The sequence below is a fragment of the Gordonia sp. YC-XJ4 genome, from assembly GCF_059511865.1.
The window spans coordinates 2,101,378-2,119,364 of record NZ_CM183447.1 but is presented as its reverse complement, the minus strand read 5'-3'; the positions used below and the strand labels follow the sequence as shown (position 1 = coordinate 2,119,364).

Sequence of the window (17,987 nt, the reverse complement as noted above, 5' to 3'; positions counted from 1 at the left end):
CGCCCGACGAGACAATGAACCGATGACCGCCACCATCACCGCCGCCGTCTTCGGTGGTATCGACGACCACTCGCGTCCCGCACTGACCTTCTACGACGACGCCACCGGCGAACGCACCGAGCTCAGCTGGGCGACCCTGGGTAACTGGGCGGCCAAGACCGCCAACCTCCTCGTCGACGAAGTGCTGCTCGAGCCCGGCGATCCCGTCATCGTCGACCTTCCCGAACATTGGCAGACCGCGGGCATCCTGCTCGGCTGCTGGTGGGCCGGCGCCGAGGTGCACACCCGCGCCGAGGCCGACCTGTTCGGCGATGCCACGGTCGGCTTCACCGATCGAGACCACGTCGACGCCCATCCCGATGTCGAAGACCTGATCGTCGCGCCACTCGACCCGTTCGCCATGCCGGTCCCCGGCCTCCCGCCCGGTGTGTCCGACTACGGCACCCGCGTACGCATCCACGGCGATCAGTTCGCCGGACCGGCTCATGCCGGTGGCGCCCTGGACGGCCGCACCACAACCGAGGTGCTCGACGCCGCGCACGCGGCCGCCGCCGGCGCCGGCATCACGCCCGGCGGCCGGGTGCTCTCCACCCTCGAATGGGCCAGCGCCACCGGCATCGTCGACCATTTCCTGGCACCGCTGTCGGTGGGCGCCGGGCTCGTGTGGGTGGCCAACCCGGACGGCGACCAGTCTGCGCGCGCCACCACCGAACGCGCCGGGGTCTTCCTGACCTGACACACGCGTGCCCGCCATACGGCACAGCGTTCTCATGCCATACGGCACAGCGTTCTCATGCCATACGGCACAGTGGTCTCATGGAGCTGCCCGCCACCCTGGCCCGTGTCAACAAACGCCTCACCAACCCGATCCAGCGCCTGTGGGCGCCGCACCTGGCGCCGTGGGCAATGGTCGAGCACACCGGACGGAGCTCCGGGCGTCGCTATCGAACGCCGGTGCTTGCCTGGGCCGGCGGCGACACCCTCGCCGTCGTGCTGGCCTACGGACGCGATACCGACTGGGTGCGTAACGTCCTCGCCGCCGGCGGCTGCGACATGACCCGGCGCGGGAAGCATTTCCATCTGGTGCGGCCCCGGATCATCCCGGCGGATTCCCCCGACGTCGTCCGTGGTGCGCGTCCGTTCGCGTCGGCGTTCGCGTGGGTCCTCATCGGCACCCTGGAGCCGGCATGACCGACGATTCGCTCGACGACTTCTCGGTAGCCGACGAGACCTACCTCGGCACGACGCGGCGGGTGTATCGCAAGGGCACCGGTCCGGCGGTGATCATCATCGCCGAGATCCCGGGCATCTCCCCGGATGTGGCAGATTTCGCGCGGCGCGTCGCCAACATCGGTGCGACCGCGGTGATGCCGTCGGTGTACGGCGTCGACGGTCGGGACCCCTCCCCCGACGCACGCGGAACCCTCAGGGCCGCAACGGAAATGGTCGGGACCATCGCCAAGGCGTGCATCTCCCGGGAGTTCTCGGTCCTCGCGACCGGAAAGACCTCACCGATCGTCGACTGGCTCCGCGCGCTCGCCGCCGACGAGCACCGGCGCTGCGGCGGCGTCGGGGTCGGCGCGATCGGGATGTGTTTCACCGGCGGATTCGCCCTCGGCATGGCCACCGACGAGCGACTGCTCGCCCCGGTGCTGGCCCAACCGTCACTGCCGTTCGCGATCACGCCCCGCCGGGCTCGCTCGATCGACGTCTCCGACGCCGACCTCGCCACCGTCGCCACCCGCTGTGCGGCCGGACTACAGGTGATGGGGGTGCGTTTCGAGGGCGACCGGATGTCCCCACCATCACGATTCGAGAACCTGCGACGCCTACTCGGCGATGCGTTCATCTCGATCGAATTGCCGGACTCCGCGGCCAACCCGGAGTCGCCGATGCCGACGCCGCACGCGGCACTCACCATCGATCTCGTCGACGAACCCGGAGCGCCGACCCGCGATGCCCTCGACCAGGTTCTCGACTTCCTCACCCGCCGACTGCAACTCGAGCGGGGTCCGGAATCCCCGGGCTGAGACGCCCGGACCCCGCGTATCAGTCGCCCAGCAGCTTCTGACGCAGGGCGGCGTCCTTGTCGAGGACCATTTGCTCGAGACCGGACTGGAACGCCGACATCCGTGCGCGCAGGGCGGCATCGGCGGCCCCGAGGATGCGGACCGCGAGCAGCCCCGCATTACGGGCGCCGCCGATCGACACCGTCGCCACCGGCACACCCGCCGGCATCTGCACGATCGACAGCAACGAATCGAGTCCGTCGAGATGACGCAGCGGCACCGGCACACCGATCACCGGCAGCGGGGTCGCGGCGGCGACCATGCCCGGCAGGTGCGCGGCACCACCGGCGCCGGCGATGATCACCTCGATGCCGGCGTCGGCGGCACCGGTCGCATAGTCGAGCATCCGCTGCGGGGTGCGGTGCGCCGAGACCACGCCCACCTCGAACGGCACGTCGAACTCGGCGAGCGCTTCGGCAGCGAGTTGCATTGTCGGCCAATCGGAGTCGCTGCCCATGATCAGGCCCACCCGGGCGCGGTGCACATCCGCCCGGGCGTCGTCGGCCCGGGTGTCGTCGACCTGCGCCCCGCTCTCGGTCTGCTCGCTCATCAGTGCCCTTCCCATCCGTCGGTCCACACCGCGTGCGACATCCAGTGCGCCGCCCGCTCGGCACGCTCCCGAACCGTCGCGAGGTCGTCGTCGCGTGCCCCGACGATATTCACATGCCCGATCTTGCGATCCGCCCGCTCCCCCTTGCCGTACAGGTGCACCTTCGCGTCCGGCATCCGCGCCATCAGGTGATGAAGCCGCTCGTCCATCGACATCGACGGCGCATCCGGCGCGCCGAGAATGTTGGCCATCACGGTCAACGGCGCGCTCGGGGCGGTGTCGCCGAGCGGATAGTCACACACCGCGCGCAGATGCTGTTCGAACTGCGAGGTGACCGCCCCGTCCATGGTCCAGTGGCCGCTGTTGTGCGGACGCATCGCGAGTTCGTTGACCAGCAGCGTGCCTTCGGTGGTCTCGAACAACTCCATCGCCATCACCCCGACCACCCCGAGTTCGCGTGCCAGCCGCAGCGCCATCTCCTGCGCCGCCGCGGCGAGGTCGGGGTCGAGATCTGGTGCGGGCGCCAGCACCACCGCGCACTGCCCCTTGCGCTGGATGGTCTCCACCACCGGCCACGCAGCGCCCTGGCCGAACGGCGATCGGGCGATCATCGCCGACAACTCGCGACGCATGGCCACCTTCTGCTCGGCGATCAGATCCACCCCGGCATCGAACTGCTCGTCGAAGACCGCCAACGCGGCGTCCCGGTCGTCGAGAATCCACACCCCGCGACCGTCGTATCCACCACGGACCGCCTTGAGCACGATCGACCAGTCGTGCCGGTCACCGAAGTCGATGAGACGGCCACGCGCCAACCCGAGATCGCCTGCCAGATCCGCGAAGTCGGGTACCGGCAGTCCCAGCTCCGACAGCCGGACGCGCATCGCCTGCTTGTCCTGGGCGAAATGCAGCGCCTTCGACGGCGGCAGCACCGACACGCCATCGGCCTCGAGCGCCTGCAGGTGTGCCAGCGGGACGCCCTCGTGGTCGAAGGTCAACGCCACCGCACCCGCGGCGGCGCGGCGCAGATCGTCGAGGTCGTCGTGCGATCCCAGCACCACGTCGGCACTGACCTGCGCGGCCGGATCGTCGGGACCGGCCGCGAGGACACGCAGGCACTGACCGAGCGCGATGGCCGCCTGATGGGTCATCCGTGCCAGCTGTCCACCGCCGATCATGGTGACCGTCGGCATACCGGCGAAGGTGCCGCCGGCACGCGCGGAACCAGGAGCGGGAGGGGTCCTCGGCGCGCCGAGATCGTCGGCAGCGCCACCGTCGGATGAGCTCACGCGGTCCATCGTGGCACGCCTGCCATGTCCGATGCATGACCGACCGGGAGAAGTCACCGGCCGCCCCGAGTCCTACACTCGACTCTTGTGCCGTTCATCGATGACGTGGTGGCCCGCCTGCCCGAGCCCGTCCGGCACCAGCTCATGCGACACCACGAACTCATCAAGTTCGCGCTCGTCGGTGGCACCACCTTCGTGTTCGATGCGGCCATCTTCTACACCCTGACGCTCACCATCCTCGAGACCAAGCCCGTCATCGCCAAGATCATCTCGGGCGTACTCGCCACCATCCTCAGCTACATCCTCAACCGTGAATGGGCATTCAAGAACCGCGGCGGGCGTGAACGCGCGCACGAGGCCTTCCTGTTCTTCGTCATCAGCGGCATCGGCGTCGTCCTGCAGGCCGCGCCACTGTGGGTGGCCAACAACCTCTTCGACATCCGGGCCAATCTGTCGACCACCGAACTCGTCGTCGTCGACTTCGTCCTCGGCTTCCTCATCGGCAACGTGCTGCAGATGGCGTTCCGCTTCTGGGCGCTGCGACGATTCGCCTTTCCCGAGGAGAACCTCCGCGGCGGCGACGCCGGATCCACCGACCTGCATCCGAACGCCGAGGAACTCAACGATGAGGAACTCGGTCATGCCTGAGGTGACCGCCTGATCCGTCGGCGGTCTCCGACCCCTGTGCCGCCGAGGGCACCACGATCGAGAACACCGGCGGACGGCGATGCGCGAGTTCGAGGCGTCCGCCGTCGGCCTCGACCAACGCCCGCGCCAGCGACAGCCCCACGCCCGTTCCCGCCCGGCCGGTGCCGCTGCCCGCGGAGAAACCGCGTCGGAAGATCGACTGGGCGATGTCGTCGGCGACGCCCTTGCCCTCGTCGGCGACCGTGATGCGCACCATGTCGCCGGCGAGCTCTCCGACGTCGATCCGGCATTGCCCGGCGCCGTGCTGCAGGGCATTGTCGACCAGGACGCTGACCGCCTCACGCAGCCGCCCGGGCTGGGCGCTCAACGCGCACACCGGCCCGCTGAAGGCGACGGTCACCTCGCGGCCCTGGGCGGCGAAGGCATTCTCGAAGTCACCGACGAGCCGCGTCAGCAACTCGGTGACATCGATCGACTGCATCGGGGCCGGGTCGTCACGGGATGCCGCGACCATCTCGTCGAGCTCACCGGAGAGCCGCTCGACCTGATCGAGGGCGGCCTCGGCCTCCCCGACGACCGCCGGATCGTCGTGCAACGACAGCTCGTCGAGACGCAATTGGATCGCGGTGAGCCGGCTGCGCAGCTGATGGGACACGTCGCCGACGATCTCGCCCTCGCGTTCGAGACGCAACGCGATCTCGGTGTTCGCGTCGCCGAGCGCTCGCGAGACCCGGTCGAGTTCGACGATCCCGTACGTCCGCCATTCCGAGCGGAAATCGCCGCGCGCCATCGCCGTGGCCCGATGGGCGAGGTCGATGACCGGGTCGGCGATTCGTCCCGCGGTGACCGCCGCGACGACGGTACCCGCGGCCAGCGACGAGGCCACCACGATCGTGACGATGCCGACCGCGGCGAGCTGATCACCGCGGACGTCGTTGCGGGGGATCTCCAGGATCAGCGATCCGGCATCACCGAGCCCGATGGAGTCCGAGATCGTCGCACCGTCGATCTCGGCCCCCACGGCGCGGGTGGCCGAGTGCCCGTCGGGAGCCACATAGGTCAGGATCAGACGGCCCTGATCGGGGATCAGCGACCGCAGCGGCGGCGAATCCAGCAGCGCGGGATCGAGCGTCGCGTCGCGCCCGTCGTCGGTCCGGATGAGTTGATCCGAGATCGACTTGAGCCGGCTGTCGAGGGTCTGGTGGGCGCTGTCGGCGACCCACCACCACGCGATCACCGACAGCGGAATGCCCAGTGCGGCACCGACCGCCAACAACATGGCGATCATCGTGTACAGGATGCGACGGCGCATGGATCGATCGCGGGCTAGGGATCGAAACGGAAACCGACACCACGCACGGTGACGATGTGGCGCGGGCGGTCGTGCCGGTCGTCGCCGATCTTGCGACGCAGCCAGGAGATGTGCATGTCGAGGGTCTTCGACGACCGCAGATCCGCCGAACCCCATACCTCCGTGAGGATCTCGTCGCGGCCGACGACCTGACCGGCTCGTTCCATCAGGAACCGAAGCAGGTCGAACTCGCGGTTCGCCAACACCAGGTCGGTGCCGTTGAGCGTCGCCCGACGCGCCCGGGCATCCAACCGTAGATCGCCACCCTCGAGGACGACGTCGTCGGGAGTCTGGCTGCGGCGCAACAGTGCTCGCACCCTCGCGAGCAACTCGGCGAGCCGGAAGGGTTTGCCGACGTAGTCGTCGGCGCCGGCGTCGAGCCCCACCACGAAGTCCACCTCGTCGGTCCGGGCGGTCAACATCAGTACCGCGAGTTCGGGCTGTTCGACCCGCACCCGCCGGCACACCTCGAGTCCGTCGATCTCGGGCAGACCGAGATCGAGGATGAGTAGTTCGAACCGGCCGTCGGCGACCCGTTCGAGAGCCTGCGTTCCGGTGCCCACGACCTCGCAGCCGTATCCCTCGCGCGCCAGCGCCCGGGCCAACGGTTCGGCGATGGCCGCATCGTCCTCGGCCAACAACACATCGGTCATCGCCGTCGCCCCCATCTGCCATGTCCGGCCTCGTTGCCGTGGGTCGCGCCCGCATCGGCGGCGCCCACCCGATCGTCGTGATCGAAGCGTTCGTCGTCGGGATCCGGATCGTCGGTCACCTCGAGCACCTCGTGGTAGAGCAGCGCGTGCACACGCTCGACCTGGGGGATGTCGTCGAACGCCAACGGCTCGTCGGAGGCCGATTCGATGAGCAATGTCCCGGTGCGCAACAACCGGTCGATCGGCCCGTGCCGGAACTCGACGGTGTTGATCCGTCGGATCGGGATGTCGATCCCCGATCGTGTGAGGATGCCGTGCCGGAAGATCACCCGGCGGTCGGTCAGCACGAAATGCGTGGTCTTCCAGGAGATCAAGGGCCGCAGGAAGAACCAGATCGTCGCGGCCGCCCAGAGCACCGCCACGGCGACGTAGGCGATCAGGGCACCGGTCCCGGTCAACGACGACGCACTCACCAGCCCGGCGAGCAGGCCGCCGATCGCGGTCGCGAGGATGAACAACAGGAACGGACCGAGCAGACACTTCCAGTGCGGATGTCGGTGCAGGACGATCCGCTCACCGGGTGCGAGGTTCTCCCGCGGATATGCCATGGCAGCAAGCATAGGCCGAGCGGCTGTTGACCCGGCCCGCTCGCCGGCGCTCCCGGCGCCGCCTGTTGACCCGGCCCGCTCGACGCGGTCATGCTCGAGCCCTGTCCGATCTCGGTAGAATGACGCAGACCACAGCGACGAGAGGTTCAGGAGCTTTCATGACCTATCGCGATCCCCGGGATCCCCGCACCGCGAAGTACGAACCCGGATACGCGCCGGAGTCGCGTGCCTACAGCCAACAGGATCCGACGTACTACCAGGACCCGGGCCATGCGGGGCCGGGCTATCAGACCAGCGGCTACCAGGACCCCGGCTACGCGCAGCAGCCCCCGGGCCGGCCCGCGCGCCCGCGCCGCACCATCGGCCCCGACATCAACGTCGGGATGTTCGTCGGCGGCATCGTGATGACCGGCGTCGTCACCGGCCTGGCCGCCTGGCTGGTCGCCTGGATCATTCGGGCGATCGTCGAGCGGGTGAATGCCGCGGGCAAGTTCGGGGTGTGGAATCCGGTCGCGCAGGACGAGTTCTGGTTCGCGATCGTCGGCTTCCTCACCGCTCTGGCCGCCGGCGCCCTGTGGTACGTACTGCAGGTCATCACGCCGTCGCCGGACCAGTTCTTCCGGTGGGTGGTCGGCCTGCTGATCGCCGCCGCGGTGATCATTCCGCTCGTGCTCTCGGCACAGTTCTCGGTGGGCCTGGGAACCGCGGTGATGCACCTGGTGATCGGGTTGCCGATCTTCTCGCTCGTACCGGCGATGGGCCACAAATCCCGTAGTACCCGCTGACTGCGTGTACGCCGGCGCACGCAGCTCAGTCCGCGACGGGCCGCAGATGCACCACGTCGCCCGCCGCCGCGGTGAAGCGTTCTCCCCCATCGCGTTCGATCACGATGCGCCCGTTGTCGTCGACGTCGACGGCCTGACCGACGATCTCGGTGTCGCCGGGTAGCAGAAGCCGCACCCGACGCCCCAGGGTGTCGCAGCGCTGCCGGTAGGTCTCGGCGATCGCGTCGAGTCGGTCGGGCCACCCCTGCTCGTCCAGGGCGCGCAGGTACTCGATGGCCAGACCGGCCAGGTCGTCGGCGGCGAGTTCGCGTCCGGTTTCGATCCGCAGGCTGGTCGCCGTCGGAACGGGCAGGTCATCGGAGGTCAGGTTGGTGTTGAGTCCGGTGCCCACGACGACCACCCCACCGTCGGTGGAGGTCACATACTCGGCGAGGATGCCCGCGATCTTGCGGTCGTCGATCAGGACGTCGTTGGGCCACTTGAGCACCGGTCGCAGACCGCTGTGCCGCTCGATCGCGGTTGCGGTCGCGATCCCGGTCGTCAGCGACAGCCAGCCCAACTGTTCGGTGTGCGCACCCACCGGCACCACCGCCGAGATCGCGAGCTGAGCACCGGCGGGCGCCGACCAGGTCCGCGCCCGACGTCCGCGCCCGGCGGTCTGGTCGGTGGTGATGCGCACCGTGCCCACGAGATCGGACTCGTCGGCGCGCGCGGCGAGGTCGGCATTGGTCGAACCGGTCGAATCGACCACCTCGACCCGTCGCCAGATGGTGTGGGCGAGATCGGGGGTCCGGGCGTCGATGGCCGACTGCAGACCGTGCACGGGAGACGTCGCTGGAGTGTTCATGACCACTGAGCCTACGACTGAGACGCACATCACCGCAGGTAGCCGACCGATCGCTCGGAAACATGAGGAATCTCTCACATTGGGGCAGTTGACGGGGCGCGCCACGATCTGGCTAGCATCGACGTTCATGACCACTGCTTCGTCCGATTCCGGCGCCGCGCCAGACATTCACACGACGGCCGGAAAGCTCGCCGATCTGCGTCAGCGACTCTCCGAGACCCAGCATCCGGTCGGCGAGGCCGCGGTCGAGAAGATCCACTCGCGGGGCAAGCTCACCGCCCGCGAGCGCATCACCCATCTGCTCGACGACGGCTCGTTCGTCGAACTCGACGCACTCGCCCGCCACCGCAGCACCAACTTCGGGCTCGCCGAACGCCGACCGCTCGGCGACGGCGTGGTCACCGGTTACGGCACCATCGACGGCCGCGAGGTCTGCGTGTTCTCCCAGGACGTCACCGTTTTCGGCGGGAGCCTCGGCGAGGTGTACGGCGAGAAGATCGTCAAGGTGATGGATCTCGCGATCAAGACCGGTCGTCCGCTGATCGGCATCAACGAGGGCGCGGGCGCCCGCATCCAGGAGGGCGTGGTCTCACTCGGTCTCTACGGCGAGATCTTCCACCGCAACGTGCGTGCCTCGGGGGTCATCCCGCAGATCTCACTGATCATGGGCGCCGCGGCGGGCGGCCACGTGTACTCCCCGGCGCTGACCGACTTCGTGGTGATGGTCGACCAGACCAGCCAGATGTTCGTCACCGGCCCCGACGTCATCAAGACCGTCACCGGCGAGGACGTCACCATGGAGGATCTCGGTGGCGCCAACACCCACATGACGAAATCCGGTGTGGCCCACTACGTCGCCTCCGACGAGGAGGACGCGCTCGATTACGTCAAGGAGTTGCTGGGCTACCTGCCGAGCAACAACCGGGCCGACGCACCCCGACTGCCGGTCGCCGCGCCGGCCGCCGGGTCCATCGAGGACACCCTCACCGACGAGGACCTCGAACTCGACACGCTGATCCCGGATTCGCCGAATCAGCCCTACGACATGCACGAGGTCATCCGCCGCATCCTCGACGACGACGAGTTCCTCGAGGTCCAGGCCGAGCGCGCGACGAACATCATCATCGGTTTCGGACGCGTCGACGGACGCAGCGTCGGCATCGTGGCCAACCAGCCGACCCAGTTCGCCGGCTGCCTCGACATCAATGCCTCGGAGAAGGCCGCCCGGTTCGTGCGGACCTGCGACGCCTTCAACATCCCGATCGTCACCCTCGTCGACGTTCCGGGCTTCCTGCCCGGCACCGATCAGGAATACAACGGCATCATCCGCCGCGGCGCCAAACTGCTCTACGCCTACGGTGAGGCCACCGTCGGCAAGATCACGATCATCACCCGCAAGGCCTACGGCGGCGCCTACGACGTGATGGGGTCCAAGCACATGGGCGCTGACGTCAATCTCGCCTGGCCCACCGCGCAGATCGCCGTGATGGGTGCCTCCGGCGCCGTCGGCTTCGTCTATCGCGGCCGCCTCAAGGAGGCCGAGGCCAACGGCGAGGACGTCGACGCGTTGCGCCTCGAACTCCAGCAGGAATACGAGGACACCCTGGTGAACCCGTACGTCGCGGCCGAACGCGGCTACGTCGACGCGGTGATCCCGCCGAGCCACACCCGCGGTCAGATCGCCACCGCACTGCGCCTGCTCGAGCGCAAGATGGTCACCCTGCCGCCCAAGAAGCACGGGAACATCCCGCTGTGAGCGGCGCAGAGCAGACCGGAGCACAGAACGCGGGAGCCCCGGCGAAGCCGTTCCTCACCGTCGTGCGCGGCAACCCGACCGACGAGGACGTGGCCGCGTTGGTCGCCGTTCTCGCCGCCGCGGCCTCCGGCAGTGGCGGCGGGGAGCAGACCCCCGCGATCCGCGACGACTGGGGCAGCGCGATCGATCGGCTCCGCCCGCAGTGGGGTGGGCCGGGCAGCTTCACCAACTTGCGATACTGATCGGGTGAACCCCGCCGGTAGCACTCGTCGATTCGACGTCGTCCTCGGTTCGGCCTCTCCTGCCCGCCTGGCGGTCCTGACCCGCGCCGGAGTGCATCCGCGCGTGCTGGTCTCCGACGTCGACGAGGACGCCGTACTCGAGGACCTGGCCGGGGTACCGCCGACCGACGTCGTCGCACGTCTGGCGATGGCCAAGTCCGACGCGGTCGTCGCCACCCTGATCGCCGAACGCGGCGGCCCGGAATCGGCTGCGGCACAGGATGGTTCAATACCCGACACGGTGGTGCTGACCTGCGACTCGATGCTGCTGTTCCGAGGTGCGCTCACCGGCAAACCGCATACGCCCGACGTGGCGATCGACCAGTGGAAGCGGGTCCGCGGCCAATCCGCGCAGTTGCTCACCGGACACCACCTCGCCGTGGTGAGCGGACTCGACGTCGTCGCATCGGCGTCGGAAACCGCCTCGACCACCATCGATTTCGCCGATGTCGACGACGCGGAGATCGACTCCTATGTGGCCACCGGCGAGCCGCTGGAGGTCGCCGGTGGTTTCACCCTCGACGGCCTCGGCGGCTGGTTTGTCGACGCCATCGACGGCGATCCGTCCTCGGTGATCGGAATCGGACTGCCCACGGTGCGCCGACTGTTACGACGGGTCGGGATCGGCGTCGCGGAACTCTGGTGAGTACCGGCGACCGGCTCTCGCCGAGGCCTCAGCCGAACTCCTCCGGCCAGTACTCGGTCAGGCACCCGATCGGTTGTCCCTGACCGCCACCGTTGACCGACCGACCGAAGAACCCTCGCGAGATCGCCGCGATCCGCTGCGTCGAGGTGCCGTGACCCTGTCCCGGTTCGGGATCGCCGATCTTCTGGATCAGGGTCACCGCCTGCACGATGTCGGTGACCGACAGCTCATCTCGCCGCAGTACCGTCGCCGCCCAGTTCCCGGCGAGACAGTCGGCGATGAGTTCGGAGTTCTCCCCCCGCGGCCCCCGCGAGTCCGGCAGGTGACCGGCGCGAACGATCCGATCGACGACCGTATGTCCGTACTCGTGTGCGACCACCGTCGCCGCGGTGAACTCACCCTGGAACCCACCGATCGAATCCAGCGGCCCCTGGACCAGGAACGTGCCGGTCCAGATCCCGACGAACGCCTCGACGGGCAGGATCACCGATCCCTCGACCCGCGTTCCGCCGCCGTCACGGGCCTTGTCCACACCACAGAAGAATGCGTTGGGCGTATCGGAGGTCACGACGATCGCGCCGTCGGCGTCCTCGCAGCCGGACCGGTAGGTGTCACCGGCCTCGACCAGCACGCGCCCCGGTGCGGGGTCACCCCACCCGAGTTCGCGGAACCACGGTGTCCACGTGCTGTCGAGATCGTCGAGGACCGAGGTCAGGTAGCCGGAGACCTTCTGTGGCGCGTTGTCGCGGGTGATGGCACCGGTCATCAGCTCAGCCGTGGGCACCGGCAGACCCGGACACCGGCTCGGCGTGCAGCGCCCGGGGACGGCTCCGCTCGCCGACGGGGTACTCGCCGGCGACGAGGCCGTGGGATTGCCGGACCTCGACGACTCCGGGGTCGAGGTCGTCGTGCCCCGTGGACCCCGGTCCCCCGAGTAGGAAGCGAAGGCGACGATCGACGCGGCGACGAGCAACACGGTCACGATGGCGCGCAGCCGGCTCCGTGACACCCCAGGGCGGATCATGGCGACGAACGTAGCAATTCCGGCGTGGGACGCCACGTTCTTGTCACCAGACGAATGACACCCGGCTTGTGCGCACGCGTGTCGTCGCCACTGGGTAGGCTCTCCACGGAGACCGCGCAGGCCTCCGGGATGTGTCTGGTGTGGACACGCCCTGATCAGCCACCACCCTGGGAGGGGTTCTTCAGTTGAGCGTCGAGACCGACCCGAATCCCAAGTTCGCCGGCTACGCCCACCCCGAACGGCTCGTCAGCACGCAGTGGCTGTCGGCCCACCTGGGTACCAAGGGGCTCAAGATCATCGAGAGCGACGAGGACGTCCTGCTCTACGACATCGGCCACATCCCCACCGCGCAGAAGGTCGACTGGCACCTGCATCTCAACGATCCGGTGACCCGCGACTACATCAACGGCGAGCAGTTCGCAGAATTGATGCGCAGCAAGGGAATCGAACGCGATGACACGATCGTCATATACGGCGACAAGAGCAACTGGTGGGCCGCCTACGCGCTGTGGGTGTTCACCCTGTTCGGCCATGAGGACGTGCGGTTGCTCGACGGCGGCCGCGACGCGTGGATGTCGGAGGACCGCGACACCTCCTTCGATGTCCCGGAGTACCCGCGGTCGGACTATCCGGTCGTCGAGCGTGACGACACCCGCATCCGTGCCTTCGCCGACCAGGTGCGCGCGGCGCTGGGCACCGAGCCGCTCATCGACGTGCGGTCGCCGCAGGAGTACACCGGCGAGCGCACCCACATGCCCGACTATCCCGAAGAAGGGGCATTGCGCGGCGGTCACATCCCCACCGCGCGCTCCATTCCGTGGGCCAAGGCCGCCGCTTCGGACGGGCGGTTCCGCAGTCGCGCCGAACTCGACGAGATCTACGGCGGGCTCGACCCGCACACCCCGACGATCGCCTACTGCCGCATCGGCGAGCGCTCCAGCCACACCTGGTTCGTGCTGACCCATCTGCTCGGTTTCGATCACGTCCGCAATTACGACGGCTCGTGGACCGAGTGGGGCAACGCGGTGCGGGTCCCGATCTCTGTCGGCGAGGAACCCGGCGACCCGCCGGCGAGCGCATGACGACTCCCGGCGAGCGGCCCGAACTGTCATGAGCGTGCCCGCGTCCCTCGCCGAGATCGTCGATGACTTTGCCGCACTGGGTGATTCGGACAAAGTCACCTTGCTCCTGGAGTTCGCGGGAGAGTTGCCGGAGCTGCCCGCCGAACTGACGACCGAGGCGATGGAACCGGTACCGGAGTGCCAATCCCCGGTCTTCTTGTCGGTCGATGCCCACGATCCCGACGCCGTCCGACTGTATTTCAGTGCACCCCGCGAGGCGCCGACGACGCGCGGTTTCGCCTCGATCCTGCATCAGGGGCTCGACGGCGAGTCGGCGCAGACGATCCTCGACGTCCCGGGCGACTTCTACTACGACCTCGGCCTCGGTAAAGCGGTGAGTCCGTTGCGATTACGCGGCATGGCCGGAATGCTCGGACGTATCAAGGCCCAGGTCCGCCGCCAGACCGGAACGGGGCCGCAAGCCCCGGCCGGGCCGACGGGATGAAGTTCATCCAGATCCTCGAGGAGCCGATCGAACCAGGTGGCCTCGTGGAGTGGACCCCCTATGTGCCCGGCGGCCTGGGCAGTTGGAATCGCGACCCACGGCTGACCTCGCACAACCACGAGCAACACCTGCGGGGGGCCTTCGAGTATCGCGTCCGCACCCGGCGGGAGGGCGGGCGCGAGTCGTGGCTGGGTCTGCAGATCCACTTCGACGAGCCCCTGTCGATCCCGGCGTTGCGAACGGCGTTGCGGCGCTGGATCGATCGTCACGAGGTGCTGCGCAGCCACGTGGTCATCAAGCACGACGGGCTGGCGCGCCTGTCGACGCCGCCGGGCACCGTCCAACTCAAGATGGGTCGCATCGGCTGGTACAACGAGTCCGGGCCACTCGTCGAACAGATCGCGGGCTCCTTCGACCGCGCGACCGCGCCACTGCACTGGCCGGCGTACATGTTCGCCACCGTCGGACGGGAGTCGTCGTTCACGCTGCTGTTCGCCGCCGACCATTCGCTCGTCGACGGCTATTCGCTGATCATGGCCCAGCACGAGTTGACCGCGTTCTATCGCTCGGCGCGCGATCACACCGAGCTCGTGCTGCCCGAGGTCGGCAGTTACGTCGATTTCAGTGCCGCCGAGCGGCGACAGGCAGATCAGACCGGGGCCGATCATCCGGCGGTGGCCACCTGGCACGGTTTTCTCCAGGCCGGGCCCGGCGACATGCCGCGTGCGCTGCGCATGGCCCCGGCGCCCACCCCGGAGTCCGGGGAGACAGATGACCAGTCACCGTTGCTACCCCAGGAGTCTGTGTCGGGCGTGATCGCCGACGACGCCACCGCCAACAAGTTCACCGCGGTGTGTTCGGAGGCGGGCGGCTCGCTGACCGCGGGGGTGCTGGCGGCGTTCGCGATGGTCCATCACAGCCTGACCGGCGACCCCGAGTTCCGGTGCGTCCTGCCGCGACACACCCGCGACGAGGCCCGCTGGCTGACCTCGCTGGGCTGGTACGTCGCGGTCGCCCCCTTCTGGCTCGACATGACGGGCTCACCGACCTTCGACCAGACCGTCGCCCGCGCGACCAGCGAGCTCAAGCGCTCGCGACAGGGCGCGTCTCTGCCCTTCCTACGAGTGGCCGATCTGATCGGCTACCGTGGCGAACCGCGCTTCGTGATCTCCTTCATCGACACCCGGTACGCGCCGGGTGCCGCCGAGGCCGACGCGGGCCGGGCCACGGTGCTGCGCAGCCATTCCTACTCCGCGGAGGAAGTCCTCATCTGGATCAACCGGACCCCGTCGGGATTGCGGTATTCGGCCCGCTTCCCGGCCGATCCGGCCGATCAGGAGCCGGCCGGGCCCGACGGCACACGATTCGACGGCGCCCACCCGGACCGGGACCCCCTCGACCGCAGCGGGCCGGTGCCCGAGTTGCTTCGCGGTTTCGCCCGTATCGTGCATGCTCTTGCCGACGAGAGCACATTCAACGCGCGGATGTGACAACCACCTCCACCGAACGATTGCTCGGTGCGTTAGTGTGAAGCCCGGAGCACGCCCCCTAACCTCCAGGGGGTGCGCGATGTCGCCCGCGGAACCACCCCCCGCGAGTGGCAGTTCAATCCCCACGGCGCCGCACACGGTCGCCGACGAACACCGTGTGTGCCGCACCCCGGGGGGCGCGGTGCACCTCGATGTATGGCCCAGGAGAACAACAGTGCCCACTATCAGCAAGGTCCTCATCGCCAATCGTGGCGAGATCGCGGTACGTGTCATTCGCGCAGCCCGTGACGCCGGCATCCCCAGTGTCGCCGTCTACGCCGAGCCCGACGCCGACGCGCTGTTCGTGAAGCTCGCCGATGAGGCCTTCGCCCTCGGTGGACAGACCTCCGCCGAGTCCTATCTGGTGTTCGACAAGATCCTCGACGCGGCCGCCAAGTCCGGCGCCAACGCCGTGCACCCCGGCTACGGCTTCCTCTCGGAGAACGCCGACTTCGCCCAGGCCGTCCTCGACGCCGGGCTCATCTGGATCGGCCCGTCGCCGCAGTCCATCCGCGATCTGGGCGACAAGGTCACCGCACGCCACATCGCCCTCAAGGCCGACGCGCCGATGGCACCGGGCACCAAGGATCCGGTGAAGGACGCCGACGAGGTCGTAGCCTTCGCGAAGGAGTACGGTGTGCCGGTCGCGATCAAGGCCGCCTTCGGCGGTGGTGGTCGCGGCATGAAGGTCGCCTACACCATCGAGGAGATCCCGCACCTGTTCGAGTCGGCGACCCGCGAGGCCGTCGCCGCCTTCGGCCGTGGCGAGTGCTTCGTCGAGCGCTACCTCGACAAGGCCCGCCACGTCGAGGCCCAGGTCATCGCCGACACCCATGGCAACGTCGTGGTCGCCGGTACGCGCGACTGCTCGCTGCAGCGCCGCTTCCAGAAGCTGGTCGAGGAGGCCCCCGCGCCGTTCCTGACCGACGAACAGCGCACCAAGATCCACGAATCGGCCAAGGCGATCTGCCGCGAGGCCGGCTACTACGGCGCAGGCACCGTGGAGTTCCTCGTCGGCGCCGACGGCCTCGTCTCCTTCCTCGAGGTCAACACCCGACTGCAGGTCGAGCACCCGGTGACCGAGGAGACCGCGGGGATCGACCTCGTCCGTCAGCAGTTCCGCATCGCCAACGGCGAGAAGCTGGAATTCTCCGAGGACCCCACCCCGCGCGGACACGCCTTCGAGTTCCGGATCAACGGCGAGGATCCGGGCCGTAATTTCCTGCCCGCACCCGGGCCGATCACCAAGTACCGTGAGCCCGCGGGGCCGGGCGTCCGCGTCGATTCCGGCGTCGTCGAAGGTGATGTGATCGGCGGCCAGTTCGACTCGATGCTGGCCAAGCTGATCGTCGTCGGCGAGAACCGCGAGCAAGCGCTCGAGCGTGCTCGCCGTGCACTCGCCGAATACGAGGTCGAGGGTCTGGCCACGGTGCTGCCGTTCCACCGGCACATCGTGAGCAATCCGGCGTTCATCGGGCACACCGACGACAACGGCGTGGAGACCTTCGATGTCTACACCAAGTGGATCGAAACCGATTGGGAGAACCCGATCGAGCCGTACACCGGTGGCGAGCCGATCGAGGACGACGAGGCCACTCCCCGCCAGAAGGTGGTCGTCGAGGTCGGCGGACGCCGCGTCGAGGTCGCGCTGCCCGGCGATCTGGCCCTCGGCGGCGGTGGTGGTTCGGCCAACGGCGTCATCCGCCGCAAGCCCAAGGCCCGCTCGCGCAAGAAGGGCGGCGGCGCCGCCGTCTCCGGTGACGCCGTGGCCGCGCCGATGCAGGGCACCGTGGTCAAGGTCGCCGTCGAGGAGGGTCAGACGGTCGCCGCGGGCGAACTCGTCGTCGTTCTCGAGGCGATGAAGATGGAGAACCCGGTCACCGCCCACAAGGACGGCGTGGTGACCGGTTTGAGCATCGAGCCGGGTGCCGCCGTCACCCAGGGCACCGTGCTGCTCGAACTGAAGTAGTCACCTCCTCCGAATGGAACCCGTCGAGATCAACGCCGGGGCGTGGTATCTGCGTGGGCTTCGTGCCGACGAGCGGATCACCGACGTCCCGGCGTTGTCCGATCTGGGGATCGCCGATCCCGCGGCCTATGTCGCCGCCACCGATGCCGCGTGGCGCGACGACACCGGTTTCGTGTGGGCGGTATGCGAACCGACCACCGGTGAACTCCTGGCCGTCATCGGCGTCCTCCCGACGGCGGGGTCGGCGTCGATCGTCGGCCGCTGCCGCACCGGTCATCGTGCGGTGTTGGGTGCCGCAGTCGGACCGGTTGCCCGATTCGCGCGCGGCGCACTGGATCTCGTCGTCGATGATCTCGCCTCCGACGACGATCCGGTCGCCGACGGGGTGATCACCGACGCCATTCCGACCCCCTGAG

General features: G+C 68.6%; 20 protein-coding genes. 13 read left to right on the top strand and 7 right to left on the bottom strand.

The features are described 5' to 3' along the window. Window positions 1–22: 22 nt before the first annotated feature. The 3 genes from AC5ZH6_RS09340 to AC5ZH6_RS09330 all read left to right on the top strand — a co-directional run bounded on the left by AC5ZH6_RS09340 (window position 23) and on the right by AC5ZH6_RS09330 (window position 2,030). Window positions 23–736, top strand: coding sequence for a TIGR03089 family protein (locus AC5ZH6_RS09340; RefSeq protein WP_020171680.1), 714 nt, complete (start codon window positions 23–25; stop codon window positions 734–736). A gap of 80 nt (window positions 737–816) precedes the next feature. Next, window positions 817–1,191, top strand: coding sequence for a nitroreductase family deazaflavin-dependent oxidoreductase (locus AC5ZH6_RS09335; protein ID WP_496168965.1), 375 nt, complete (start codon window positions 817–819; stop codon window positions 1,189–1,191). Continuing rightward, a complete protein-coding gene (locus AC5ZH6_RS09330; protein WP_006367429.1) occupies window positions 1,188–2,030 on the top strand; it encodes a dienelactone hydrolase family protein in 843 nt (280 codons plus the stop codon). Before AC5ZH6_RS09335 ends, AC5ZH6_RS09330 begins: the two co-directional genes overlap by 4 nt. Before the next feature lie 19 nt (window positions 2,031–2,049). Here AC5ZH6_RS09330 and purE read toward each other — a convergent pair whose 3' ends face one another. Beyond that, on the bottom strand, window positions 2,050–2,619 hold the full coding sequence (gene purE / locus AC5ZH6_RS09325) for a 5-(carboxyamino)imidazole ribonucleotide mutase (RefSeq protein ID WP_006367430.1): 570 nt from the start codon (window positions 2,617–2,619) through the stop codon (window positions 2,050–2,052). Further along, complete coding sequence (locus AC5ZH6_RS09320) at window positions 2,619–3,917, bottom strand: 5-(carboxyamino)imidazole ribonucleotide synthase (RefSeq protein ID WP_020171683.1); 1,299 nt, start codon at window positions 3,915–3,917, stop codon at window positions 2,619–2,621. Before AC5ZH6_RS09320 ends, purE begins: the two co-directional genes overlap by 1 nt. A 78-nt stretch (window positions 3,918–3,995) precedes the next feature. Between AC5ZH6_RS09320 and AC5ZH6_RS09315 the strand changes: the two genes are divergently transcribed. After that, a complete protein-coding gene (locus AC5ZH6_RS09315; RefSeq protein WP_006367432.1) occupies window positions 3,996–4,556 on the top strand; it encodes a GtrA family protein in 561 nt (186 codons plus the stop codon). On the opposite strand, the gene AC5ZH6_RS09310 is transcribed toward AC5ZH6_RS09315, so the two are convergent. Genes AC5ZH6_RS09310 through AC5ZH6_RS09300 form a run of 3 tightly spaced genes read right to left on the bottom strand, consistent with a single transcriptional unit; the run spans window position 4,528 to window position 7,168 of the window. After that, window positions 4,528–5,868: a sensor histidine kinase gene (locus AC5ZH6_RS09310; protein ID WP_006367433.1), complete on the bottom strand. Its 1,341-nt coding sequence runs from the start codon at window positions 5,866–5,868 to the stop codon at window positions 4,528–4,530. The two genes, AC5ZH6_RS09315 and AC5ZH6_RS09310, sit on opposite strands and share 29 nt — an antisense overlap. Window positions 5,869–5,882: 14 nt before the next feature. Continuing rightward, window positions 5,883–6,560, bottom strand: a complete 678-nt coding sequence (locus tag AC5ZH6_RS09305; RefSeq protein WP_026920209.1) for a response regulator transcription factor — start codon at window positions 6,558–6,560, stop codon at window positions 5,883–5,885. Then, the gene (locus tag AC5ZH6_RS09300) at window positions 6,557–7,168 is read right to left on the bottom strand and encodes a PH domain-containing protein (protein ID WP_014359586.1); all 612 of its coding nucleotides are present in this window, start codon (window positions 7,166–7,168) and stop codon (window positions 6,557–6,559) included. The genes AC5ZH6_RS09305 and AC5ZH6_RS09300 overlap by 4 nt, the downstream gene beginning before the upstream one ends. Before the next feature lie 158 nt (window positions 7,169–7,326). Between AC5ZH6_RS09300 and AC5ZH6_RS09295 the strand changes: the two genes are divergently transcribed. Continuing rightward, window positions 7,327–7,953 carry a hypothetical protein gene (locus AC5ZH6_RS09295; protein ID WP_094602296.1) on the top strand — a complete coding sequence of 209 codons (627 nt, stop codon included), beginning with the start codon at window positions 7,327–7,329 and terminating at the stop codon, window positions 7,951–7,953. Window positions 7,954–7,978: 25 nt separating this feature from the next. On the opposite strand, the gene AC5ZH6_RS09290 is transcribed toward AC5ZH6_RS09295, so the two are convergent. Beyond that, window positions 7,979–8,806, bottom strand: coding sequence for a biotin--[acetyl-CoA-carboxylase] ligase (locus AC5ZH6_RS09290; RefSeq protein WP_014359584.1), 828 nt, complete (start codon window positions 8,804–8,806; stop codon window positions 7,979–7,981). A 121-nt stretch (window positions 8,807–8,927) separates the two neighbouring features. Here AC5ZH6_RS09290 and AC5ZH6_RS09285 point away from each other — a divergent pair, with 121 nt between their 5' ends. From AC5ZH6_RS09285 to AC5ZH6_RS09275, 3 genes are read left to right on the top strand one after another with little or no spacing between them, the layout of a single operon-like run. Next, window positions 8,928–10,556 (top strand): acyl-CoA carboxylase subunit beta, encoded by a 1,629-nt coding sequence (locus AC5ZH6_RS09285; protein WP_014359583.1) that lies wholly within the window; start codon window positions 8,928–8,930, stop codon window positions 10,554–10,556. Beyond that, the gene (locus AC5ZH6_RS09280; protein WP_006367439.1) at window positions 10,553–10,798 is read left to right on the top strand and encodes an acyl-CoA carboxylase subunit epsilon; all 246 of its coding nucleotides are present in this window, start codon (window positions 10,553–10,555) and stop codon (window positions 10,796–10,798) included. The genes AC5ZH6_RS09285 and AC5ZH6_RS09280 overlap by 4 nt, the downstream gene beginning before the upstream one ends. A 4-nt stretch (window positions 10,799–10,802) precedes the next feature. After that, a complete protein-coding gene (locus AC5ZH6_RS09275) occupies window positions 10,803–11,483 on the top strand; it encodes a Maf family protein (protein ID WP_006367440.1) in 681 nt (226 codons plus the stop codon). Window positions 11,484–11,511: 28 nt separating this feature from the next. Here AC5ZH6_RS09275 and AC5ZH6_RS09270 read toward each other — a convergent pair whose 3' ends face one another. Further along, entirely contained in the window at window positions 11,512–12,507 is a 996-nt protein-coding gene (locus tag AC5ZH6_RS09270; protein WP_496168964.1) for a neutral zinc metallopeptidase, read from the bottom strand. A 185-nt stretch (window positions 12,508–12,692) separates the two neighbouring features. Here AC5ZH6_RS09270 and AC5ZH6_RS09265 point away from each other — a divergent pair, with 185 nt between their 5' ends. The 5 genes from AC5ZH6_RS09265 to AC5ZH6_RS09245 all read left to right on the top strand — a co-directional run bounded on the left by AC5ZH6_RS09265 (window position 12,693) and on the right by AC5ZH6_RS09245 (window position 17,986). After that, window positions 12,693–13,589, top strand: a complete 897-nt coding sequence (locus AC5ZH6_RS09265; RefSeq protein WP_006367443.1) for a sulfurtransferase — start codon at window positions 12,693–12,695, stop codon at window positions 13,587–13,589. 28 nt (window positions 13,590–13,617) lie between these two features. Continuing rightward, window positions 13,618–14,073, top strand: coding sequence for a SufE family protein (locus AC5ZH6_RS09260; protein WP_006367444.1), 456 nt, complete (start codon window positions 13,618–13,620; stop codon window positions 14,071–14,073). After that, window positions 14,070–15,563, top strand: a complete 1,494-nt coding sequence (locus AC5ZH6_RS09255; RefSeq protein ID WP_094602295.1) for a condensation domain-containing protein — start codon at window positions 14,070–14,072, stop codon at window positions 15,561–15,563. The genes AC5ZH6_RS09260 and AC5ZH6_RS09255 overlap by 4 nt, the downstream gene beginning before the upstream one ends. 214 nt (window positions 15,564–15,777) lie before the next feature. Continuing rightward, window positions 15,778–17,571 carry an acetyl/propionyl/methylcrotonyl-CoA carboxylase subunit alpha gene (locus AC5ZH6_RS09250; RefSeq protein ID WP_006367446.1) on the top strand — a complete coding sequence of 598 codons (1,794 nt, stop codon included), beginning with the start codon at window positions 15,778–15,780 and terminating at the stop codon, window positions 17,569–17,571. A 13-nt stretch (window positions 17,572–17,584) separates the two neighbouring features. Next, a complete protein-coding gene (locus tag AC5ZH6_RS09245) occupies window positions 17,585–17,986 on the top strand; it encodes a hypothetical protein (RefSeq protein WP_006367447.1) in 402 nt (133 codons plus the stop codon). Window position 17,987 lies beyond the last annotated feature (1 nt).